15 protein-coding genes are annotated in these 18,180 nt (G+C 65.4%); 11 read left to right on the top strand and 4 right to left on the bottom strand.

Annotation, left to right across the window (positions count from 1 at the left end):
• Positions 1–3: 3 nt before the first annotated feature.
• From SD196_RS18895 to SD196_RS18875, 5 genes are all read left to right on the top strand, one after another.
• Positions 4–1,587, top strand: a complete 1,584-nt coding sequence (locus SD196_RS18895; protein WP_416310547.1) for a glycerol-3-phosphate dehydrogenase/oxidase — start codon at positions 4–6, stop codon at positions 1,585–1,587.
• 19 nt (positions 1,588–1,606) lie between these two features.
• Positions 1,607–3,166: an FGGY-family carbohydrate kinase gene (locus SD196_RS18890; protein WP_416310546.1), complete on the top strand. Its 1,560-nt coding sequence runs from the start codon at positions 1,607–1,609 to the stop codon at positions 3,164–3,166.
• Between the two features lie 78 nt (positions 3,167–3,244).
• Entirely contained in the window at positions 3,245–4,153 is a 909-nt protein-coding gene (gene yegS, locus SD196_RS18885; RefSeq protein WP_275610986.1) for a lipid kinase YegS, read from the top strand.
• A 113-nt stretch (positions 4,154–4,266) separates the two neighbouring features.
• Positions 4,267–5,196 (top strand): chemotaxis protein CheV, encoded by a 930-nt coding sequence (locus SD196_RS18880; RefSeq protein ID WP_275610987.1) that lies wholly within the window; start codon positions 4,267–4,269, stop codon positions 5,194–5,196.
• 667 nt (positions 5,197–5,863) lie between these two features.
• On the top strand, positions 5,864–6,673 hold the full coding sequence (locus SD196_RS18875; RefSeq protein WP_331319895.1) for an MOSC domain-containing protein: 810 nt from the start codon (positions 5,864–5,866) through the stop codon (positions 6,671–6,673).
• A 211-nt stretch (positions 6,674–6,884) separates the two neighbouring features.
• Here SD196_RS18875 and SD196_RS18870 read toward each other — a convergent pair whose 3' ends face one another.
• A complete protein-coding gene (locus tag SD196_RS18870) occupies positions 6,885–7,265 on the bottom strand; it encodes a lysozyme inhibitor LprI family protein (protein ID WP_331319894.1) in 381 nt (126 codons plus the stop codon).
• A gap of 62 nt (positions 7,266–7,327) precedes the next feature.
• Entirely contained in the window at positions 7,328–9,253 is a 1,926-nt protein-coding gene (locus SD196_RS18865; protein WP_416310545.1) for a transglycosylase SLT domain-containing protein, read from the bottom strand.
• A gap of 185 nt (positions 9,254–9,438) precedes the next feature.
• Between SD196_RS18865 and SD196_RS18860 the strand changes: the two genes are divergently transcribed.
• Together SD196_RS18860 and SD196_RS18855 are read left to right on the top strand one after the other, a co-directional pair.
• A complete protein-coding gene (locus tag SD196_RS18860) occupies positions 9,439–11,355 on the top strand; it encodes an ATP-binding cassette domain-containing protein (RefSeq protein WP_275610991.1) in 1,917 nt (638 codons plus the stop codon).
• Positions 11,356–11,417: 62 nt separating this feature from the next.
• Entirely contained in the window at positions 11,418–12,104 is a 687-nt protein-coding gene (locus SD196_RS18855; protein WP_331319892.1) for a DUF6901 family protein, read from the top strand.
• A 34-nt stretch (positions 12,105–12,138) separates the two neighbouring features.
• On the opposite strand, the gene SD196_RS18850 is transcribed toward SD196_RS18855, so the two are convergent.
• Positions 12,139–12,579, bottom strand: coding sequence for a universal stress protein (locus SD196_RS18850; protein WP_275610993.1), 441 nt, complete (start codon positions 12,577–12,579; stop codon positions 12,139–12,141).
• A 71-nt stretch (positions 12,580–12,650) separates the two neighbouring features.
• Between SD196_RS18850 and SD196_RS18845 the strand changes: the two genes are divergently transcribed.
• Entirely contained in the window at positions 12,651–13,085 is a 435-nt protein-coding gene (locus SD196_RS18845) for a hypothetical protein (RefSeq protein WP_207884399.1), read from the top strand.
• A 5-nt stretch (positions 13,086–13,090) separates the two neighbouring features.
• Here the strand turns inward: SD196_RS18845 and SD196_RS18840 are convergent, their stop codons facing one another.
• Complete coding sequence (locus SD196_RS18840; RefSeq protein ID WP_331319891.1) at positions 13,091–13,897, bottom strand: hypothetical protein; 807 nt, start codon at positions 13,895–13,897, stop codon at positions 13,091–13,093.
• A gap of 509 nt (positions 13,898–14,406) precedes the next feature.
• Between SD196_RS18840 and fadB the strand changes: the two genes are divergently transcribed.
• The 3 genes from fadB to SD196_RS18825 all read left to right on the top strand — a co-directional run bounded on the left by fadB (position 14,407) and on the right by SD196_RS18825 (position 18,171).
• The gene (fadB, locus tag SD196_RS18835) at positions 14,407–16,554 is read left to right on the top strand and encodes a fatty acid oxidation complex subunit alpha FadB (protein ID WP_343572737.1); all 2,148 of its coding nucleotides are present in this window, start codon (positions 14,407–14,409) and stop codon (positions 16,552–16,554) included.
• 30 nt (positions 16,555–16,584) lie between these two features.
• Positions 16,585–17,760, top strand: a complete 1,176-nt coding sequence (fadA, locus tag SD196_RS18830; protein WP_331319889.1) for an acetyl-CoA C-acyltransferase FadA — start codon at positions 16,585–16,587, stop codon at positions 17,758–17,760.
• 147 nt (positions 17,761–17,907) lie between these two features.
• Positions 17,908–18,171 (top strand): DUF1653 domain-containing protein, encoded by a 264-nt coding sequence (locus SD196_RS18825; RefSeq protein WP_275610997.1) that lies wholly within the window; start codon positions 17,908–17,910, stop codon positions 18,169–18,171.
• The last annotated feature ends 9 nt before the right edge of the window (positions 18,172–18,180 follow it).

Below are 18,180 nucleotides of genomic sequence, written 5' to 3'. Positions count from 1 at the left end.
GACATGTCCGCCTGGAATGCCGGGTGGCGCGAAAAGGCGCTGCCGGAACTGGCAACCCGTGACTGGGACCTGATCGTGGTCGGCGGCGGCATCAGCGGTGCCGGCATCCTGCGCGAGGCTGCGCGGCGTGGCTGGCGCTGCCTGCTGATCGAGCAGCGCGACTTCGCCTGGGGCACCTCCAGCCGCTCGTCGAAGATGGTCCACGGCGGCCTGCGCTACATCGCCAAGGGCCAGTTCGGCCTGACCCGCGCCTCGGTGCGCGAACGCCAGCGCCTGCTCTGCGAGGCGCCGGGGCTGGTCGATCCGCTGAGCTTCATCATGCCGCACTACCAGGGCGGCTTCCCCGGCCCACGGGTGTTCGGCACTTTGCTGTCGCTGTACGACGCACTCGCGGGGAGGCGCAATCACCTGTTCTATCGCCTGGAAGAGCTGCGCTACCTGGCGCCGGGCCTGAAGGAAGAACGCCTCCTGGGCGGTACCCGCTTCCAGGATGCGGTGACCGATGACGCGCGGCTGGTGATGCGCGTAATCGGTGAAGCACGGGCCGATGGCGGCGAAGCGCTGAACGGCCTGCGGGTGGTCGAGCTGGAGCGCCGCGATGGCCGTGTGCAGGGGCTGGTCGCCGAGGATCGCGAGAGTGGCCAGCGCTTCGGGTTCCGCAGCCGCGCCGTGGCGCTGGCCACCGGCGCCTGGGCCGATGCACTGCGGCAGAAGCAGGGCAGCGAACATATTCGCCCGCTGCGCGGCAGCCACCTGCTGCTGCCGGCCTGGCGCCTGCCCGTGGCCCACGCCTTCAGCTTCATGCATGGCGAGGACAAGCGGCCGGTGTTCGTCTTCCCCTGGGAAGGTGCGACGGTGGTCGGCACCACGGACCTCGATCACCGTGACACCCTGGATGACGACGCGGCCATCAGTCGCGAAGAACTGGACTACCTGCTGGCCGCTTGCGCCCAGCAGTTCCCCTCCGCGCGAATCACGACGGAGGACGTGCGCTCCACCTGGGCCGGCGTGCGCCCGGTGGTCAGCGATGGCGCGCCATCGCTCAAGCCCTCGGACGAAAAGCGCGAGCACGCCCTGTGGTCCGAGCCCGGCTGCGTGACCCTGGCCGGCGGCAAGCTCACCACCTTCCGCCTGTTGGCGCTGGAGGTGCTGGCCGCCTGCGCGCCGATGCTGGAGCGGCCGCTGGAGGCGGCTGGGGACAACGTCTTCAGCCCGAGCGAAACCATTGCGCTTCCCGGCCTGACACCGACCCAACAGCGCCGCCTGGCGGGTCGCCACGGCCGTGCCTTGCCGGAGCTGGCACGGCTGCTGAGGGAAGTCGGCAGCGGGCGTGTCGGCGACACCGATTGCCTCTGGGGCGAACTGGCCTGGGCGGCGGAGGGCGAACTGGTGCTGCACCTCGACGACCTGCTGCTGCGCCGCACCCGCATCGGCCTGTTGCTGGCCGACGGCGCCGCCGCCGAACTGCCGAAGATCCGCGCGCTGTGCCAGCCACGTCTGGGCTGGAGCGACGCCCGCTGGAAGCAGGAAGAACAGGACTACCTGGCGCTCTGGCGGCGCAGCTACAGCCTGCCAGTGGCCAGATAACAACAAGAAGGACCGCACCTTGAGCGAACAGAACTACCTGCTGGCCATCGATAACGGCACCCAGAGCGTGCGCGCACTGCTTTTCGACCTGGAGGGCAATCTGGTCGGCAAGGGCAAGGTGGAGCTGGAGGCCTATTTCTCCGACAACCCCGGCTGGGCCGAACAACACCCGGAGTATTACTGGGAACAGCTGGGCGAGGCCTGCCGGCGCCTGTGGGCCAGCATCGACATCGACCGCAGCCGTATCCGTGGCGTTTCCCTGACCACCCAGCGCGGCACGGTGATCCACGTCGATGAAGCGGGTCGGGCATTGCGCCCGGCGATAATCTGGCTGGACCAGCGCCGCGCCGAGCTGGGCGAGTCGATCAAGGGTCCCTGGGGCTGGCTGTTCAAGCTGGTGGGCGCGCAGGGTGCGGTGGATTATTTCCGCACCCAGGCCGAGGTCAACTGGGTGGCCCAGCAGCAGCCGGATATCCAGCGACGCACCCACAAGGTGCTGCTGCTCTCGGGCTTCCTTACCCAGCGCCTGTGCGGGCGTTACGTGGACTCGGTGGCCTCCAGCGTGGCCTACCTGCCGTTCGACTACAAACGCCTGCAGTGGGCCGCGCCGCGCGACTGGAAATGGCAAGCGCTGGAGGTGCGCCGCGAGAAATTGCCGGACCTGCTCAAGCCCGGCGAGCGGCTGGGCGAGATCACCGCCGAGGCCAGTCGTCACACCGGGATTCCCGAGGGGCTGCCGCTGATCGCTGCGGGTGCGGACAAGGCCTGCGAAGTGCTCGGTGCCGGCGCCATCGATCCGCGTATCGCCTGCCTGTCCTACGGCACCACGGCGACCATCAACACCACGCGCTCGCGCTACCTGGAAACCATCCCACTGATCCCACCGTACCCGGCGGCGATCCCCGACCACTTCAACACCGAGGTGATGATCTACCGCGGTTTCTGGATGGTCAGCTGGTTCAAGCGCGAATTCGGCCTGCGCGAGATGCAGCGCGCCGCCGAACTGGGCGTCGAGCCGGAGAAGCTGTTCGACGACCTGGTCAACAGCGTGCCCGCCGGCTCCATGGGCCTGATGCTGCAACCCTACTGGACGCCCGGCATCCGCGAGCCGGGGCTGGAGGCCAAGGGCTCGATCATCGGCTTCGGCGACGTGCACACCCGCGCGCACATCTACCGCGCCATCCTCGAAGGCCTGGCCTACGCGCTGCGCCAGGGCAAGGAGCGCATCGAGAAGCGCTCCGGCACCCGCATCGAGCGCCTGCGGGTGGCGGGCGGCGGCTCCCAGAGCGACGCGGCGATGCAGCTCACCGCCGACATCTTCGGTTTGCCGGCGGAGCGCCCGCATGTCTACGAGGCGTCCGGCCTGGGCGCGGCGATCGACTGCGCGGTGGGGCTCGGGCTCTATCCGGACTTCGCCGGCGCCATCGCCGCCATGACCCGCGTCGGCGAGGTCTTCCAGCCGCGTCCGGAGGCGCAGCGCACCTACGAGCGGCTGTACAGCGAGGTCTACCAGCGCATGTACAAGCAACTGAAGCCGCTGTACCAGAGCATCCGCGAGATCACCGGTTATCCGGCGTGAGCCCGGCGAATTAAGCTTGGCGCAAGTCCTGTCGGCTAATCTGGGGCACAGTCACCGGATCAATCGAGAGGAGAGACCATGACGCAACCCAGGGCCATGCTGATCCTGCACGGCAAACAGGCGACCAATGACGCGGTACGCGATGCGGTGCAGGCCACGCGCCGGGCCGGGCGCGTGCTGGATGTGCGGGTGACCTGGGAGGGCGGAGATGCCCGGCGGCTGGTCGGGGAAGCGCTCGCCGCCGGTTATACGACCCTCGTCGCCGGCGGTGGCGATGGCACGGTGCGCGATGTGGCCGAGGCGCTCGCCCAGGGGGGCGGCAAGGCCAGCCTGGCGGTCCTGCCGCTGGGCACTGCCAATGATTTCGCCCGGGCCGCCGGCGTGCCGCTGGAGCCAGCGGACGCCCTGGCGTTGCTGGAGATTCCGCCGCGCCCAGTGGATCTCGGCGAGATGGACGGCCATCTGTTTCTCAACATGGCCACCGGCGGCTTCGGCTCCAAGGTCACCGCCAACACCCCCGAGGAACTGAAAAAGCTGCTGGGTGGCGCGGCCTACCTGCTGACCGGTCTGACGCGCTTCTCCGAAGTGCACGCCGCGCGCGGGCGTTTCCGCGGGCCGGGCTTCCACTGGGAAGGCGAATTTCTCGCCCTGGGCATCGGCAACGGCCGGCAGGCCGGTGGCGGGCATGCGTTGTGCCCGGAGGCGCGGGTGGATGACGGCCTGCTGGATGTCAGCATCCTGCCGGCGCCGCAGGACATGGTCGACGCGCTGGGCGCCCTGCTCGGCAGCGGGCTGGGCGGCCAGGAGCTGTTCGTCCGCGCCCGCCTGCCCTGGCTGGAGGTGGACGCGGCCGAAGGGCTCGACGTGAATCTCGATGGCGAGCCGCTGGAGGGGCGGCACCTGCGCTTCGCGGTACGGCCGGCGGCGCTCGCCATGCACCTGCCGAAAGACTCACCACTACTGACGACGCCCCTGCCGATCCGCTGACGTGCACTGGTGGCGTGCGCGAGAGTCGGGCATGATGGCTCTGCGCCATTATCCTGATCCCGGATGACTGGCCGATAGCTTTTCGCACGATACCTTTCGAAGCAGGAGCAGGCATGGCCGGTATTCTCGACAGCGTCGACTCACGCACCCAACTGGTGGGGCAGAACCGCCTGGAGATCCTCGTCTTCCGCCTGGCCGGACGGCAGCAGTTCGCGATCAATGTGTTCAAGGTGCAGGAAGTCCTGCAACTGCCGCGTCTGACCCTGATTCCGCAGCGCCACCCGATGATCTGCGGGGTGATCAACCTGCGCGGGCAGACCCTGCCGGTGATCGACCTGTCCCGCGCCATCGGCATGCGCGCGCTGGTGCCCGATGCCAGCAGCACCATCATCGTCACCGAGTACAACCGTTCGGTGCAGGCCTTCCTGGTCGGCGGGGTGGAGCGCATCCTCAACCTCAACTGGGAGGCGGTGCAGCCGCCGCCCGGTGGCGCCGGTCGGCAGCATTACCTGACCGCGATCACCAAGGTGGACGACCGCCTGGTGGAGATCATCGACGTGGAAAAGGTGCTGGCCGAGATCGTGCCGATGAATACACGGGTTTCCGCCGAGCGCCTGGATGACGAACTGCTCGAACGCACCCGCGGCCGTGAAGTGCTGGTGGTGGACGACTCCAGCGTGGCCATTGCGCAGTTGCGCGACACCCTGACCCAGCTCGGCCTGCGCCTGCACGTGGCTACCGACGGCCTGCGCGCGCTGCAGCAGCTCAAGCGCTGGGCGGACGAGGGGCAGGACATGGAAGAGAAGCTGCTGATGGTGTTCACCGACGCCGAGATGCCGGAAATGGACGGCTACCGGCTGACCACGGAGATCCGCAACGATCCGCGCCTGCGTGACCTCTACGTGGTGTTGCACACCTCGCTGTCGGGCAGCTTCAACGATGCCATGGTGAAGAAGGTTGGCTGCGACGACTTCCTCTCCAAGTTCCAGCCGGACCAACTGGTGGAGGTAGTGCGCCGGCGGTTGCAGAAAGTCCCGGCTTAACAGCGGGCCTCTTGTAGGGGCGAGGGGAGCCCAGTCCTTGCTCATGAACCCGGTTGACCGCCGGTCCTGCCGGCGGATCGCGGACAAGGTCCGCTCCTACAGGTCGAACCGGGCGCGGCTTTCGTAGGAGCAACTGTCTGCGCATTCGTAGGGCGTACAACCGTTCGCGGTTGTACGCCGATACACCTGGATCATCGGCTGGCGTATTGGCCGAGTTCGAAGCGCCAGCCGGTCGTAGTCCGTGTAAACAGAAACCAAGGTCAAGCGGCGTATAACGTCGAACGTTATACGCCCTACGCTCCCGCTCAGGCCCTCGTAGGAGCAACTGTCTTGTCCCGGCTGAATCTGTGCCAGGGCTTTCCCCCTCACCCCAGCCCTCTCCCTCAGGGAGAGGGAGCCAGATCGTGCCGGCTGACAGAGTAGTTTCATCCTGCACCGGACGGTCCCCTCTCCCCCTGGGAGAGGGTTAGGGTGAGGGCCAACCCGAGCGCAAATGCATCTCGTAGGAGCGAACCCTGTCCGCGAAATCCCTACCGGATGAATCCGTTGCCATCGGCAAACTCCTGTCTCGGCGCCCGCGTGGTTGGCGCGTCGCAACCGACGGCATTGCTAGACGTCCGTCCCACCCCGTATAAGGTCGCTTTCGCCGTCTGAAAGGAAGCTACCGATGTTCACGCTCAGCGAGCTCTACCGCTACCCGGTCAAATCCACCGCCAACGAGCCCTTGCAGTCGATTCGCCTGGACGCGCTGGGTCTGGAGGGTGACCGCCGCTGGATGGTGGTCGAGGCGGCCAATGGCCGATTCCTGACCCAGCGCCTGCTGCCGCAGATGGGTCGCATCGAGGCGCGCTGGCAGGATGGTTTCGCCGCCCTGCGCCTGCGCGCGCCGGGCATGGACGACCTGCTGGTGAGCGTGCCGGACCGCGACGACAACCTGCGCGGCGTGATCATCTGGCGCGACATGCTGCAGGTGCCGGACGCCGGCGATGCCGCTGCCCAGTGGCTGAGCACCTTCCTCGGTCGTGAGGTGCGCCTGGTGCAGATGCCCGAGCAACGTGCGCGGCAGGTGGATACCGCCTACGCCGAGCCGGGCGAGCAGGTGCATTTCGCCGATGGATTCCCGCTGCTGTTGATCGGCCAGGGCTCCCTGGACGATCTTTCCGCGAAGGTCGGTCGCCCGCTGGAGATGCTGCGCTTTCGTCCGAACCTGGTGGTGGCCGGTGCCGAACCCTTCGCCGAGGACGGCTGGAAACGCATCCGCATCGGCGATGTCACCTTCAAGGTGGCCAAACCCTGCGCGCGCTGCATCCTCACCACCATCGACCCGCACACCGGCGAGCGCGACCCGGACCGCCAGCCACTGGCGACGCTGCTCCAGTACCGCAACGTCAACGGCGAGGCGCTGTTCGGCCAGAACCTGATCGCCCAGAACAGCGGCGAGCTGCGCGTGGGCATGGAAGTGGAAGTTCTGGAGTAGGGCAGGGCCACGTCGCCGCGCCCAAATCCCTGCGCTGGGGATCATTTGTAGGAGCGAGCTTGCTCGCGAACCGCCCAACACCAGAGCTGCCGGTGGGTTTGTTCGCGAGCAAGCTCGCTCCTACAGGTAGCCTGCAACTGTTTGCGGCTGCTGGCCGTCAGACCGACGCCTTTGGCCACACCATCGTCAGGCGTGGCCAACGGCTCTCGTCTTACAGCTTGGCCTCGACGCAACCGGTGCTCTGGCACTCGCGCTCCCGCTCGCGCAGCACGCCCAGGCGCTCCTGGGTCTTGTCCACCGCACACTGCAGGTTGACGAAGTAACCGCCGTCGCGCTCGTAGCTGCACTGGGCGTCGCGGTCCTTGATCCAGGCGAGCTGGCTCTTCTTCAGCGCGGCCTTCTGGCCATCGTTGAGCAGTTTGCGCAGGGTGCCGAATTCCTGGTTCAGCTCACGGTCGACCTGAGCGTATTCGGTGCTCAGGCAGTAGACGCTGTCGAAGGCATTGCGCGGCTTCTCGCAGGCCGCCAGGGCGTGGCCTGCGCAGAGCAGGCCAGCGGCCAGGGCAGTGACGGACAGTAGGGCTTTACGCATGGGAATTTCCTTTTCCTTGAGGGGATGAAAACCGCCCGGCGAGTGCCGGGCGGGGGAGTGGATCAGAGTTCGTCGAAGAAGCGCTCGTGCCAGTCGACGATGGGCTGCGGTGCGTTGAGCTTCTGCCCGTAGATCACCGCGTAGGACAGCACGTTCTGCACGTAGGTGCGGGTCTCGTCGAACGGGATGGTTTCTACCCAGACGTCGAAGGCCAGGTGGCGGGCATCCTTCAGCCATTGGCGCACGCGCCCGGGGCCGGCGTTGTAGGCGGCGGTGGCCAGCACACGGTTGCCGTTGAACTGGGCGTGCACCTGGCTGAGGTAGGCGGCGCCGAGCTGGATGTTCACATCCGGCAGGATCAGTTGCTGCGGCGAGGCCAGCGGGATGCCGAAGCGCTTCGCGGTTTCCTTGGCGGTGCCCGGCATCAGCTGCATCAGGCCAGTGGCGCCGACGCCCGAGCGCGCATCGGACATGAAGGCGCTTTCCTGGCGGGTGATGGCGAACACCCAGCTGGAATGCAGGCCACGGTTGCGCGCCTCGCGCACCAGGGTGTTGCGATGCGCCATGGGGAAGCGGATGTCCAGGTCGTCCCAGTACTTGGCCTGGCTGATGGCGCGGATCGCCGGGAAGTACCACTGCATGTCGTAGGCGATCTTCGCCTGGGCCAGCAGCTCGTCGTGGCTCAGGTGGCGGGCGGCGTGGTACCACTCGCGGCGGGCGTTGATGATCTCGCCACGGGCATAGAACTCCAGGGCTCGCCGGGTGCACGGGGCGTTGCGTACGCGCAGCAGGGTGCCGGCGTCGGGCGAGACGGGGCGGTTGTTCAGGTGGTAGGGCGCGTTGATCCGGTCGGCAGCGAGGAAGCCATAGAAGTCGCGCTCATCGGCCACCGGCCGGTACAGGCTGATGGCTTGCTGGTTCTGCGGCTGCGCCAGTTGCAGCGAGCGCGCCTGCCAGTATTTCCAGCGGTTGGTGTCGGCCAATTCCGGCGGCAGCGCACGGGTCAGCTCGTAGGCGTCTTCCCAGCGACCCAGGCGCAGCAGTAGGCGCAGGCGCCATTCGGTGACGGTGTTGTCGCGCAGCTGCGGGTCGTACTTCTCCATCAGCGGCAGGGCGCGCGAATCGTAGCTGCGCGCCAGGCTCAGGCCGATCTCGCGGGCGATGGAGACTTTCTCGTCGCTGGAGAAGGGCAGCACCGAGCTGTAGTAGTCGAGCAGGCCGATGGCCTTTTCCGGGTCCTGCTTGGCCAAGCGGCGCAGACCCAGGCCGACCACGTCGGCGGTGGCATGGTCGCGGGAGGTGAAGCGAGTGGTCTGGCTGACCTGTGCGGGATTCTGCGCCACGTTGACCATCAGCGCGCCTTGGCTGCCAAGGGTCGGCAGGCGTTTCGACAGGACGTTGGCCAGACCATAGTTGCGGGCCTCGGCAGCCAGCTTGAGGCGCTTCCAGACTTTCTCTTCGGTGAGCTGGCCGTCCGCCTGCCACATGGCGAAGGTGGTGTCGCAGGCGTCGGGCTGCGGCTTGCCCACCAGCCAGAGCTTCTCGGCGGTGGCGTAGCCCTCGGCCTTCGTACCGTGGCCAAGCTGGTACTGGCCGTAGAGGCAATCCAGCTCGGTGAAATTCATCTTCGGGTCGTAATAGGTGACGAAGGTGGCCCAGTCGCCCCGATCGGCCAGTTGGCGCATCCAGCGCAGTTTCAGCCAGTTGATCTGCGGCAGGTCGCCGTGCTCGCTGATGAAGCGCTCGATCTCGGCGTTGCTGGCGCTTTTCAGGCGGTTGGTCAGCTCGTCGTAGGCCAGGTAGGGTTCCAGCGGATAATCGGCGAGCGCCGACTGGTAGCGGAAATAGGGGCCGCTGTCATTGCGGGCGAGGGCTTTTTGCGCCTCGTCGTACATCTGGCGCTGCTGGGACAGGGACGCTGCGTTGGCCGTCTGGGCGGACAGGCTGAGGATGAAACAGGACAACAGTGTGAAAAGACGACCGCGCATGGCACTTCCGTGATGATGATCCGAGGGCGGGCGATGGCTCGCGCCGCTGCCGGTAGCTTAGCCGTTGCGCCGGGGTGGTGAAAGCGTCGCTCATGGTGGCTGAGGGGTAATCGACGATTACTCGCAACCCTCTGACTTTTCCGCGCTTTCCCGTAAACTGCGCGCCCTGCTTGTGGAGATGCCCCATGACCCTGCTGAAGTTCACCGATGTGTCCCTTGCCTTTGGCACTACGCCCTTGTTGGACAAGGTGTCCTGGCAGATCGCCCGGGGTGAGCGGGTCTGCGTCATCGGCCGCAACGGCACCGGCAAGTCGAGCATGCTCAAGCTGGTCAAGGGCGAGCAGAAGCCCGACGACGGTGACATCTGGCGCGCGCCGGCGCTGAAGATCGGCGAACTGCCCCAGGAACTGCCGCGCGCCGACGACCGTACCGTCTATGACGTGGTCGCCGAAGGCCTGGCCGAAGTCGGCGAGCTGCTGGCGCGCTACCACCACCTGAGCCTGCACATCGAGAACGAGGACGACCTGGCCAAGCTGGCTCGCGTCCAGCAGGAGCTGGAAGCCCGTGACGGCTGGCGCCTCGGCCAACTGGTGGACACCACCCTGAGCCGCCTGCAACTGCCGGCCGACAAGACCCTCGCCGAGCTCTCCGGTGGCTGGCGCCGCCGCGTGCTGCTGGCCCAGGCGCTGGTCGCCGAGCCCGACCTGCTGCTGCTGGACGAGCCGACCAACCACCTGGATATCGGCGCCATCGCCTGGCTGGAAAACGCCCTGGCGGACTTCCCCGGCGCCGTACTGTTCATCACCCACGACCGCGCCTTCCTGCAGGCCGTGGCCACCCGCATCCTCGAACTGGACCGCGGCCACCTGATCGACTGGAACGGCGACTACGCCAGCTTCCTGGTGCATAAGGAGCAGGAACTGGCGGCCGAAGAGACCGCCAACGCGCTGTTCGACAAGCGCCTGGCCCAGGAGGAAGTGTGGATTCGCCAGGGCATCAAGGCGCGCCGTACCCGTAACGAAGGCCGCGTGCGCGCGCTGAAGGCCATGCGTAACGAGCGTGCCGAGCGCCGCGAGCGCCAGGGCAAGGCCAGCTTCCAGCTGGAGTCGGCGGAGAAGTCCGGCAAGCAGGTGATCGTGGCCGAGGGCGTCGGTTTCCACCATCCGGGCGGCCCGTCGCTGGTGCGTGACTTTTCCGTGGTGCTGCAGCGCGGCGACCGCATCGGCCTGCTGGGCGCCAACGGCACCGGCAAGACCACCCTGCTCAAGCTGCTGCTGGGCGACCTGCAGCCGACTTCCGGCTCGATCAAGGAAGGTACCCGACTGGAAGTGGCCTATTTCGACCAGTTGCGTCACCAGCTGGAGCCGGAAAAGACCGTCATCGACAACATTTCCGAAGGCCGCGAATTCATCACCATCAACGGGCAGAATCGTCACGTGCTCAGCTACCTGGGCGACTTCCTGTTCTCCCCGCAACGCGCCCGCACCCCGGTGAAGGCGCTCTCCGGTGGCGAACGGGCACGTCTGTTGCTGGCGAAGCTGTTCAGCAAGCCGGCCAACCTGCTGGTGCTGGACGAACCGACCAACGACCTGGACGTGGAAACCCTGGAACTGCTGGAAGAGGTGCTGCTGAGCTTCGACGGCACTGTGCTGATGGTCAGCCACGACCGGGCCTTCCTCGACAACGTGGTGACCAGCACCCTGGTATTCGAAGGCGAAGGACGCGTCCGCGAATTCGTCGGCGGCTACCAGGATTGGCTGCGCCAGGGCGGTTCGCCCAAGTTGCTGGGTGTAGGTGAGGAGAAGGCCGACAAGCCTGCCGCCGAACCTGCCCCCGCACAGCCGGCTGCGGCAACCAGCGCGCCGGTTGAGGTGGCGGCACCGAAGAAGAAACTCAGCTACAAGCTGCAGCGCGAGCTGGAAGCCATCCCCGGGCAGATCGACGCCCTGGAGGCGGAACTGGCTGCACTGCAGGAAGAAACCGCATCGCCGGACTTCTACCAGCGCCCGCAGGGCGAAACCCAGGCCGCCCTGGCGCGCCTGAGCTCCCTGCAGGAAGAGCTGGACCGGCTGATCGAACGCTGGGCCGAACTGGAAGAGTGATCCGTTCGGTCCGGCGGTGTGCCCGTGCGTATTGCTGATCAAAGACTGTTAGGGACGGCCGAATGGCAATCGAATACCGCATCACCCTGGATGATGAGCACGAGTTCAGCTACCGCATCGAACTGGATCGAGGTTACGACCCGCAGACCGCCGCCCAGGCTCCACGCTGGACGCGCCTGGACTACAACCAGTGCAGCAACTGTCCACTGAGTGCGCAGCAATGCAGCCATTGCCCCGCTGCGGTGGACCTGCACCGGGTGATCGAGGATTTCCGCGGCCTGCCGGCCTTCAAGAAGGCCTCGGTGCAAGTGCGTACGCCCGAGCGTGAGTACATCAAGCACGTGGGCCTGGAAGAGGGCCTGCGCGCGCTGCTCGGGGTGATCATGGCGACCAGCGCCTGCCCGCTGCTGAGCAAGCTCAAGCCCATGGCGCAGCAGCACCTGCCGTTCGCCAGCAACCAGGAGTTCATCCTGCGCGCGGTGTCGCTGTACCTGATGCGGCAGTATTTCAACTTCCGCGAAGGGCGGCATGCGGATTGGGAGCTGAAGGGGTTGGTGAAGCAGTTCCAGCAATTGCAGTTGGTGAACCAGGCGTTCTGGCAGCGCATTCACGAAACCTGCGAGAGCGATTCGAACCTGAAGGCTTTCCTCAGCTTCTTCTCCATGGCGTCGAGCATGAGCTATTCGCTGGAGGCGCAGTTGCAGAAGGTGCGTCCGCTGCTGATGAGCGGAGACGTGCTCGGAGCCTGATGCGAAGCGGGCCCCGAAGGGCCCGCCGTGTGGTTCAGCTGGTCTTCTGCAGGCGTACCGCAAGCACGTCGCATGGTGCGCCGTGCAGCACGTCGTTGGCGGTGGAGCCCAGCAGCAGGGCGAGGCCGTGTCGCCCGTGGCTGCCGACCACGATCAGGTCGCAGTCCTGCTCATCGGCCAGGCGATGGATTTCCTGACGCGGCTGGCCGTAGACCAGGTGGCATTGGGAGCTGGTGATTTCCGAGTAGGTGAGGGTGAACTGGTGCAGGCGCTCCTTGGCCTGGTCGAACTGCTGCTGTTGCAGCATCGACAGGTCCATCGGCACATCACCGCCGAAGGCCATGGCCATGGGCTCGACGACATGCACCGCCGAGAGCCGGGCGTCGTTGGCCTTGGCCAGCGCAACGGCTCGCTTCATCACCGGATCGCATTCCTCGGTAAGGTCGACGGCGACCAGAATGTGTTGGTAAGGCATGAGCGTCTCCTCCGGGGGACTTGTTAGTATCAGTATGGCCTGATTGGCCATGTTTGACCGGTATACCTGATATGACCGTTTGGATGGTGATCCTGCTCATTGCGCTGGTGCTCAGCCCGCTGACCTGGCTGATTCCCTCGCGAGGCCAGCGTGGGCAGATGGACCTGCGCCTGCAGGCACGGCGCCTGGGGCTGGCCATGCAGATCGCGCGCCAGGAGTGGCCGCACTGGATGGAACGGCAGCCGCCGCGCCAGTGCGCGCAGTATCACCGCGCCCGTGGCCGGAACCGTGATGTCTGGTGCTATTGGCAGAGCGAGCCGGGCGTCTGGCTGGACCGCTGGCGCGAGGCGAGCGCCACGGGCGAGCTGGCCCAGGCGCTGGCCGGCCTGCCGAAGGATGTCTACATGGTCGAGGCAACGCCTCAGTTCCTGGCACTGTACTGGGGCGAGCGGGGCGACAGCGGCGACCTGCAACGGGTCGCCGATTTCCTCAAACAGCATGCCTGAAGCGATCAGCTCTGCTGCGCGGCGTAGAGGCTGGAAACGGCCTCAAGGTCTTCGATGATGCGGTCCGAGTACTTGTTGATCAGGAACGGCACGCTGTTCTTGTTGTAGTTCTGTAGCGACTTCTCGATGTAGTGCCACTTGATCGCCACCGAACGCAGCGCCTTGCCGATCTCCGGCGTGGTCTGCGGCGCCTGCTGCAGCTTCACCAGGTTGATCGCGAAGCGGTTGGCCAGATCATCCAGCGGGCGCTCCTCGCCACCGCCGAAGAAGCTCGCGCCGACCGAGGCGTTGCGCGACGCGTAGTCCACCGCGATGTCCTGCATCAGCAGGCTCTGCTCGCGGGTCTGCTGGGTCAGCGGCGGGACCTTGCTGCCGCTTTCATCCTGAATCCTGGCGTAGAGCTGGTCAGCGGTGTCCAGCAGCTTGCGATTCTGCGTGGCGAGGTCGGCCACCGGTTGCAGGTCGGTATAGCCGCTCTTGTCCAGCGCGCCGGTCAGTGTCTGCAGTTGGGTCGCATAGCCTTTCCACTGGTCCTGCAGTTGCGCCTTGAGTTTCGTGGATTCGTTGCCGGGCATGGTCCCCAGCTTGCCCAGCGCCTCGCCGGCATTCTGTGATGACGCCTCGACCAGCCTGGCGTACTTCTGGTCGCCTTCCATCGCATTGAACATGAAGAAATCGCCAAGGCTGCGCTGGGCGGCCAGGCGCATCTGGTGGAGGCTGAGCAGGTCGCTGGCGGCATCGGCCGCAGCGAAGAGGGGAAGGGCGGTGAGCGCGAGCGCAGACAACAGACGTACAAGCGAACGGCTTGTCATCGTTCCATCTCCTTGGAGCCATGGGCTTCTTGTTGTTGTGTTCCACAGGTTCCAGGCAGTCCGGCTGGCCGGCGGGAGGAGTCCTTCCCTCCAGCGACAGCAGGCAGATCGCCATTGCCGTCGGACTCTAACGTGCGCTCCTGCGTTTGAACAGTTGTATACCGAGTTTTCCGGCACGTAGGTGCCAGATGCAAATTGTCACGATAGGCGTGGTGAATAGAGGAGGGTGGACTTGCTGAATGCTCCGGCCCAGACGTCCCGGCCGCTTTGCGACTGTTGCGTCTCGCCGATTGACAAGCAACGGCTTTTCCTAGAAGGTGGGCGCACCCAAATCAAACGGGCGTATGAATCGAGCGTTTGCCACGTGCGACGACTCGGACAGAACGCCCCGGCTATCGCGTCGGCGGGTGTGCCGCCAGCTTTGGGACTATCCTCGGCGACTGCCGGGCGGTCTCGATACACGGCGTCCGACGTGTGATTTCAAGCTTCCCTAGCGTGGAGATCAGTTGATGATTTACCAAGGTAAAGCCATCACGGTTAAGGCTCTTGAGAGCGGCATCGTCGAGCTGAATTTCGACCTCAAGGGCGAGTCCGTCAACAAGTTCAACCGACTCACCCTGAATGAACTGCGCCAAGCAGTCGATACCATCAAGGCCGATGCGTCCGTCAAGGGCGTAATCGTGACCAGCGGCAAGGGCGTGTTCATCGTCGGCGCCGACATCACCGAGTTCGTCGACAACTTCAAGCTGCCCGACGAAGAGCTGCTGGCCGGCAACCTCGAAGCCAACAAGATCTTCAGCGACTTCGAAGACCTGAACGTTCCGACCGTAGCCGCGATCAACGGCATCGCCCTGGGCGGCGGTCTGGAAATGTGCCTGGCTGCCGACTTCCGTGTCATGAGCGCCACCGCCAAGGTCGGCCTGCCGGAAGTGAAGCTGGGCATCTACCCGGGCTTCGGCGGCACCGTTCGCCTGCCGCGCATCATCGGCTGCGACAACGCGGTCGAGTGGATCGCCTCGGGCAAGGAAAACAAGGCTGAAGACGCGCTGAAAGTCGGCGCCGTCGACGCCGTCGTGGCGCCGGAGCAGCTGCAAGCCGCCGCCCTGGACCTGGTCAAGCGCGCCATCTCCGGCGAGCTGGACCACAAGGCCCGCCGTCAGCCGAAGCTGGAAAAGCTCAAGCTGAACGCCATCGAGCAGATGATGGCCTTCGAAACCGCCAAGGGCTTCGTTGCTGGCCAGGCCGGCCCGAACTACCCGGCTCCGGTCGAAGCCATCAAGTCGATCCAGAAGGCCGCCAACTTCGGCCGTGACAAGGCGCTGGAAATCGAAGCCCAGGGCTTCGTGAAACTGGCCAAGACCTCGGTCGCCGAAAGCCTGATCGGCCTGTTCCTCAACGACCAGGATCTGAAGAAGAAGGCCAAGCAGTACGACGAGATCGCCAAGGACGTGAAACTGGCCGCCGTACTGGGCGCCGGCATCATGGGTGGCGGTATCGCCTACCAGTCCGCTTCCAAGGGCACTCCGATCCTGATGAAGGATATCCGCGAAGAGGGTATCCAGATGGGTCTGAACGAAGCCTCGAAGCTGCTGGGCAAGCGCGTCGAAAAAGGCCGCATGACCCCGGCGAAGATGGCCGAGGCCCTGAACGCCATTCGCCCGACCATGTCCTACGGCGACTTCGGCAACGTCGACATCGTCGTCGAAGCCGTGGTCGAGAACCCGAAGGTCAAGCAGATCGTTCTGGCCGAAGTTGAAGGCGTGGTGAAGGACGACGCGGTTCTCGCATCCAACACCTCCACCATCTCCATCAACCTGCTGGCCAAGGCGCTCAAGCGTCCGCAGAACTTCGTCGGCATGCACTTCTTCAACCCGGTGCACATGATGCCGCTGGTCGAAGTCATCCGTGGCGAGAAGTCCAGCGACGTCGCAGTCGCCACCACCGTGGCCTATGCCAAGAAGATGGGCAAGAACCCCATCGTGGTGAATGACTGCCCCGGCTTCCTGGTCAACCGCGTGCTGTTCCCGTACTTCGGCGGCTTCTCCAAGCTGCTGGGCTTCGGCGTGGACTTCGTGCGCATCGACAAGATCATGGAGAAGTTTGGCTGGCCCATGGGCCCGGCCTACCTGTCCGACGTGGTCGGCATCGACACCGGCCACCACGGCCGCGACGTAATGGCTGAAGGCTTCCCGGACCGCATGGCCGTGGAAGGCAAGACCGCCGTCGACGTGATGTACGAAGCCAATCGCCTGGGCCAGAAGAACGGCAAGGGCTTCTACGCCTACGAGACCGACAAGCGCGGCAAGCCGAAGAAAGTCTCCGATCCGCAGGCTTATGAGCTGCTGAAGTCCATCGTCGTCGAAGAGCGCGAGCTGACCGACGAGGACATCATCAACTACATGATGATCCCGCTGTGCCTGGAAACCGTGCGTTGCCTGGAAGACGGCATCGTCGAGACCGCTGCCGAGGCCGACATGGGCCTGATCTACGGCATCGGCTTCCCTCCCTTCCGTGGCGGTGCCCTGCGTTACATCGACTCCATCGGTGTGGCCGAATTCGTCGCCCTGGCCGACAAGTACGCCGACCTGGGTGCGCTGTACCACCCGACCGCGAAGCTGCGTGAAATGGCCAAGAACGGCCAAAAGTTCTTCGGTTGAGTGCGCAACGAATAGAGCGAGAGTGAATTTATGAGCCTGAATCCGAGAGACGCCGTCATTGTCGACTTCGGCCGCACCCCGATGGGCCGTTCGAAGGGTGGCATGCACCGCAACACCCGCGCGGAGACCATGTCCGCGCACCTGATCAGCAAGCTCCTGGAGCGCAACCCGAAGATCGACCCGGCGGAAGTCGAGGACGTGATCTGGGGCTGCGTGAACCAGACCCTGGAGCAGGGCTGGAACATCGCGCGCATGGCGTCGTTGATGACCCAGATCCCGCACACCAGCGCCGGCCAGACCGTCAGCCGTCTGTGCGGCTCGTCCATGAGCGCCCTGCACACCGCTGTCCAGGCGATCCAGACCGGCAACGGTGACGTCTTCGTCATCGGCGGTGTGGAGCACATGGGCCACGTCGGCATGATGCACGGCGTCGACCCGAACCCGCACCTGTCGCTGTACGCCGCCAAGGCCTCCGGCATGATGGGCCTGACCGCCGAAATGCTGGGCAAGATGCACGGCATCACCCGTGAGGCGCAGGACAAGTTCGGCGTGCGCTCGCACCAGCTGGCCTGGAAAGCGACCCAGGAAGGCAAGTTCAAAGACGAAATCATCCCGATGGAAGGCTACGACGAGAACGGCTTCCTGAAGGTCTTCGACTTCGACGAAACCATCCGTCCGGACACCACCCTGGAAAGCCTGGCTGCCCTGAAGCCGGCGTTCAACCCCAAGGGCGGCACCGTGACCGCGGGTACTTCCTCGCAGATCACCGACGGCGCTTCCTGCATGATCGTGATGAGCGCCCAGCGCGCCCAGGACCTGGGCATCCAGCCGATGGCCGTGGTTCGCGCCATGGCGGTTGCCGGTGTTGATCCGGCGATCATGGGCTACGGTCCGGTTCCGTCGACCAACAAGGCGCTCAAGCGCGCCGGCCTGACCATCAACGACATCGACTTCGTCGAGCTCAACGAAGCTTTCGCTGCACAGGCCCTGCCGGTGCTGAAGGACCTCAAGCTCCTCGACAAGATGGAAGAGAAGGTCAACCTGCACGGCGGCGCCATCGCCCTGGGTCACCCGTTCGGCTGCTCCGGTGCGCGTATCTCCGGCACCCTGCTGAACGTGATGAAGCAGAATGGCGGTACCCTGGGCGTGTCCACAATGTGCGTGGGCCTCGGCCAGGGCATCACCACCGTCTTCGAACGCATCTGACGATCCCGTCTAAGCTGTCGAAGATGGACGAGCCGGGGCCTTGTGCCCCGGCTTTTGTTTTTCAGCCCTGCCCGGTGGGAGTTGCCGGGGGCGAGGGCAACGTGGACAATCGCGGCCTTTTTTCTGCCAGCCGCAAGAGGACGACCCATGCAACTGCAGACCGGACTGTATCGACACTACAAGGGGCAGCAGTACCGTGTGCTCGGCGTGGCACGGCATTCCGAGACCGAGGAAGCGCTGGTGATCTACCAGGCGTTGTACGGTGAGTTCGGCCTTTGGGTGCGTCCGCTGAGCATGTTCACCGAGGCGGTGGAAGTGAACGGCGAGAAGGTTCCGCGCTTCGCCCTGGTCAGCGTGGAAAATGATCCGCTGGGTCTCCAGAGCGGTCCGTCCGGCGAAACCCAAGCTTGACCTTGGCGT

The organism is Pseudomonas macauensis (assembly GCF_047902425.1).
In the GTDB taxonomy this organism is placed as follows: domain Bacteria; phylum Pseudomonadota; class Gammaproteobacteria; order Pseudomonadales; family Pseudomonadaceae; genus Pseudomonas.
This window is presented reverse-complemented; position numbering and strand designations above follow the sequence as displayed.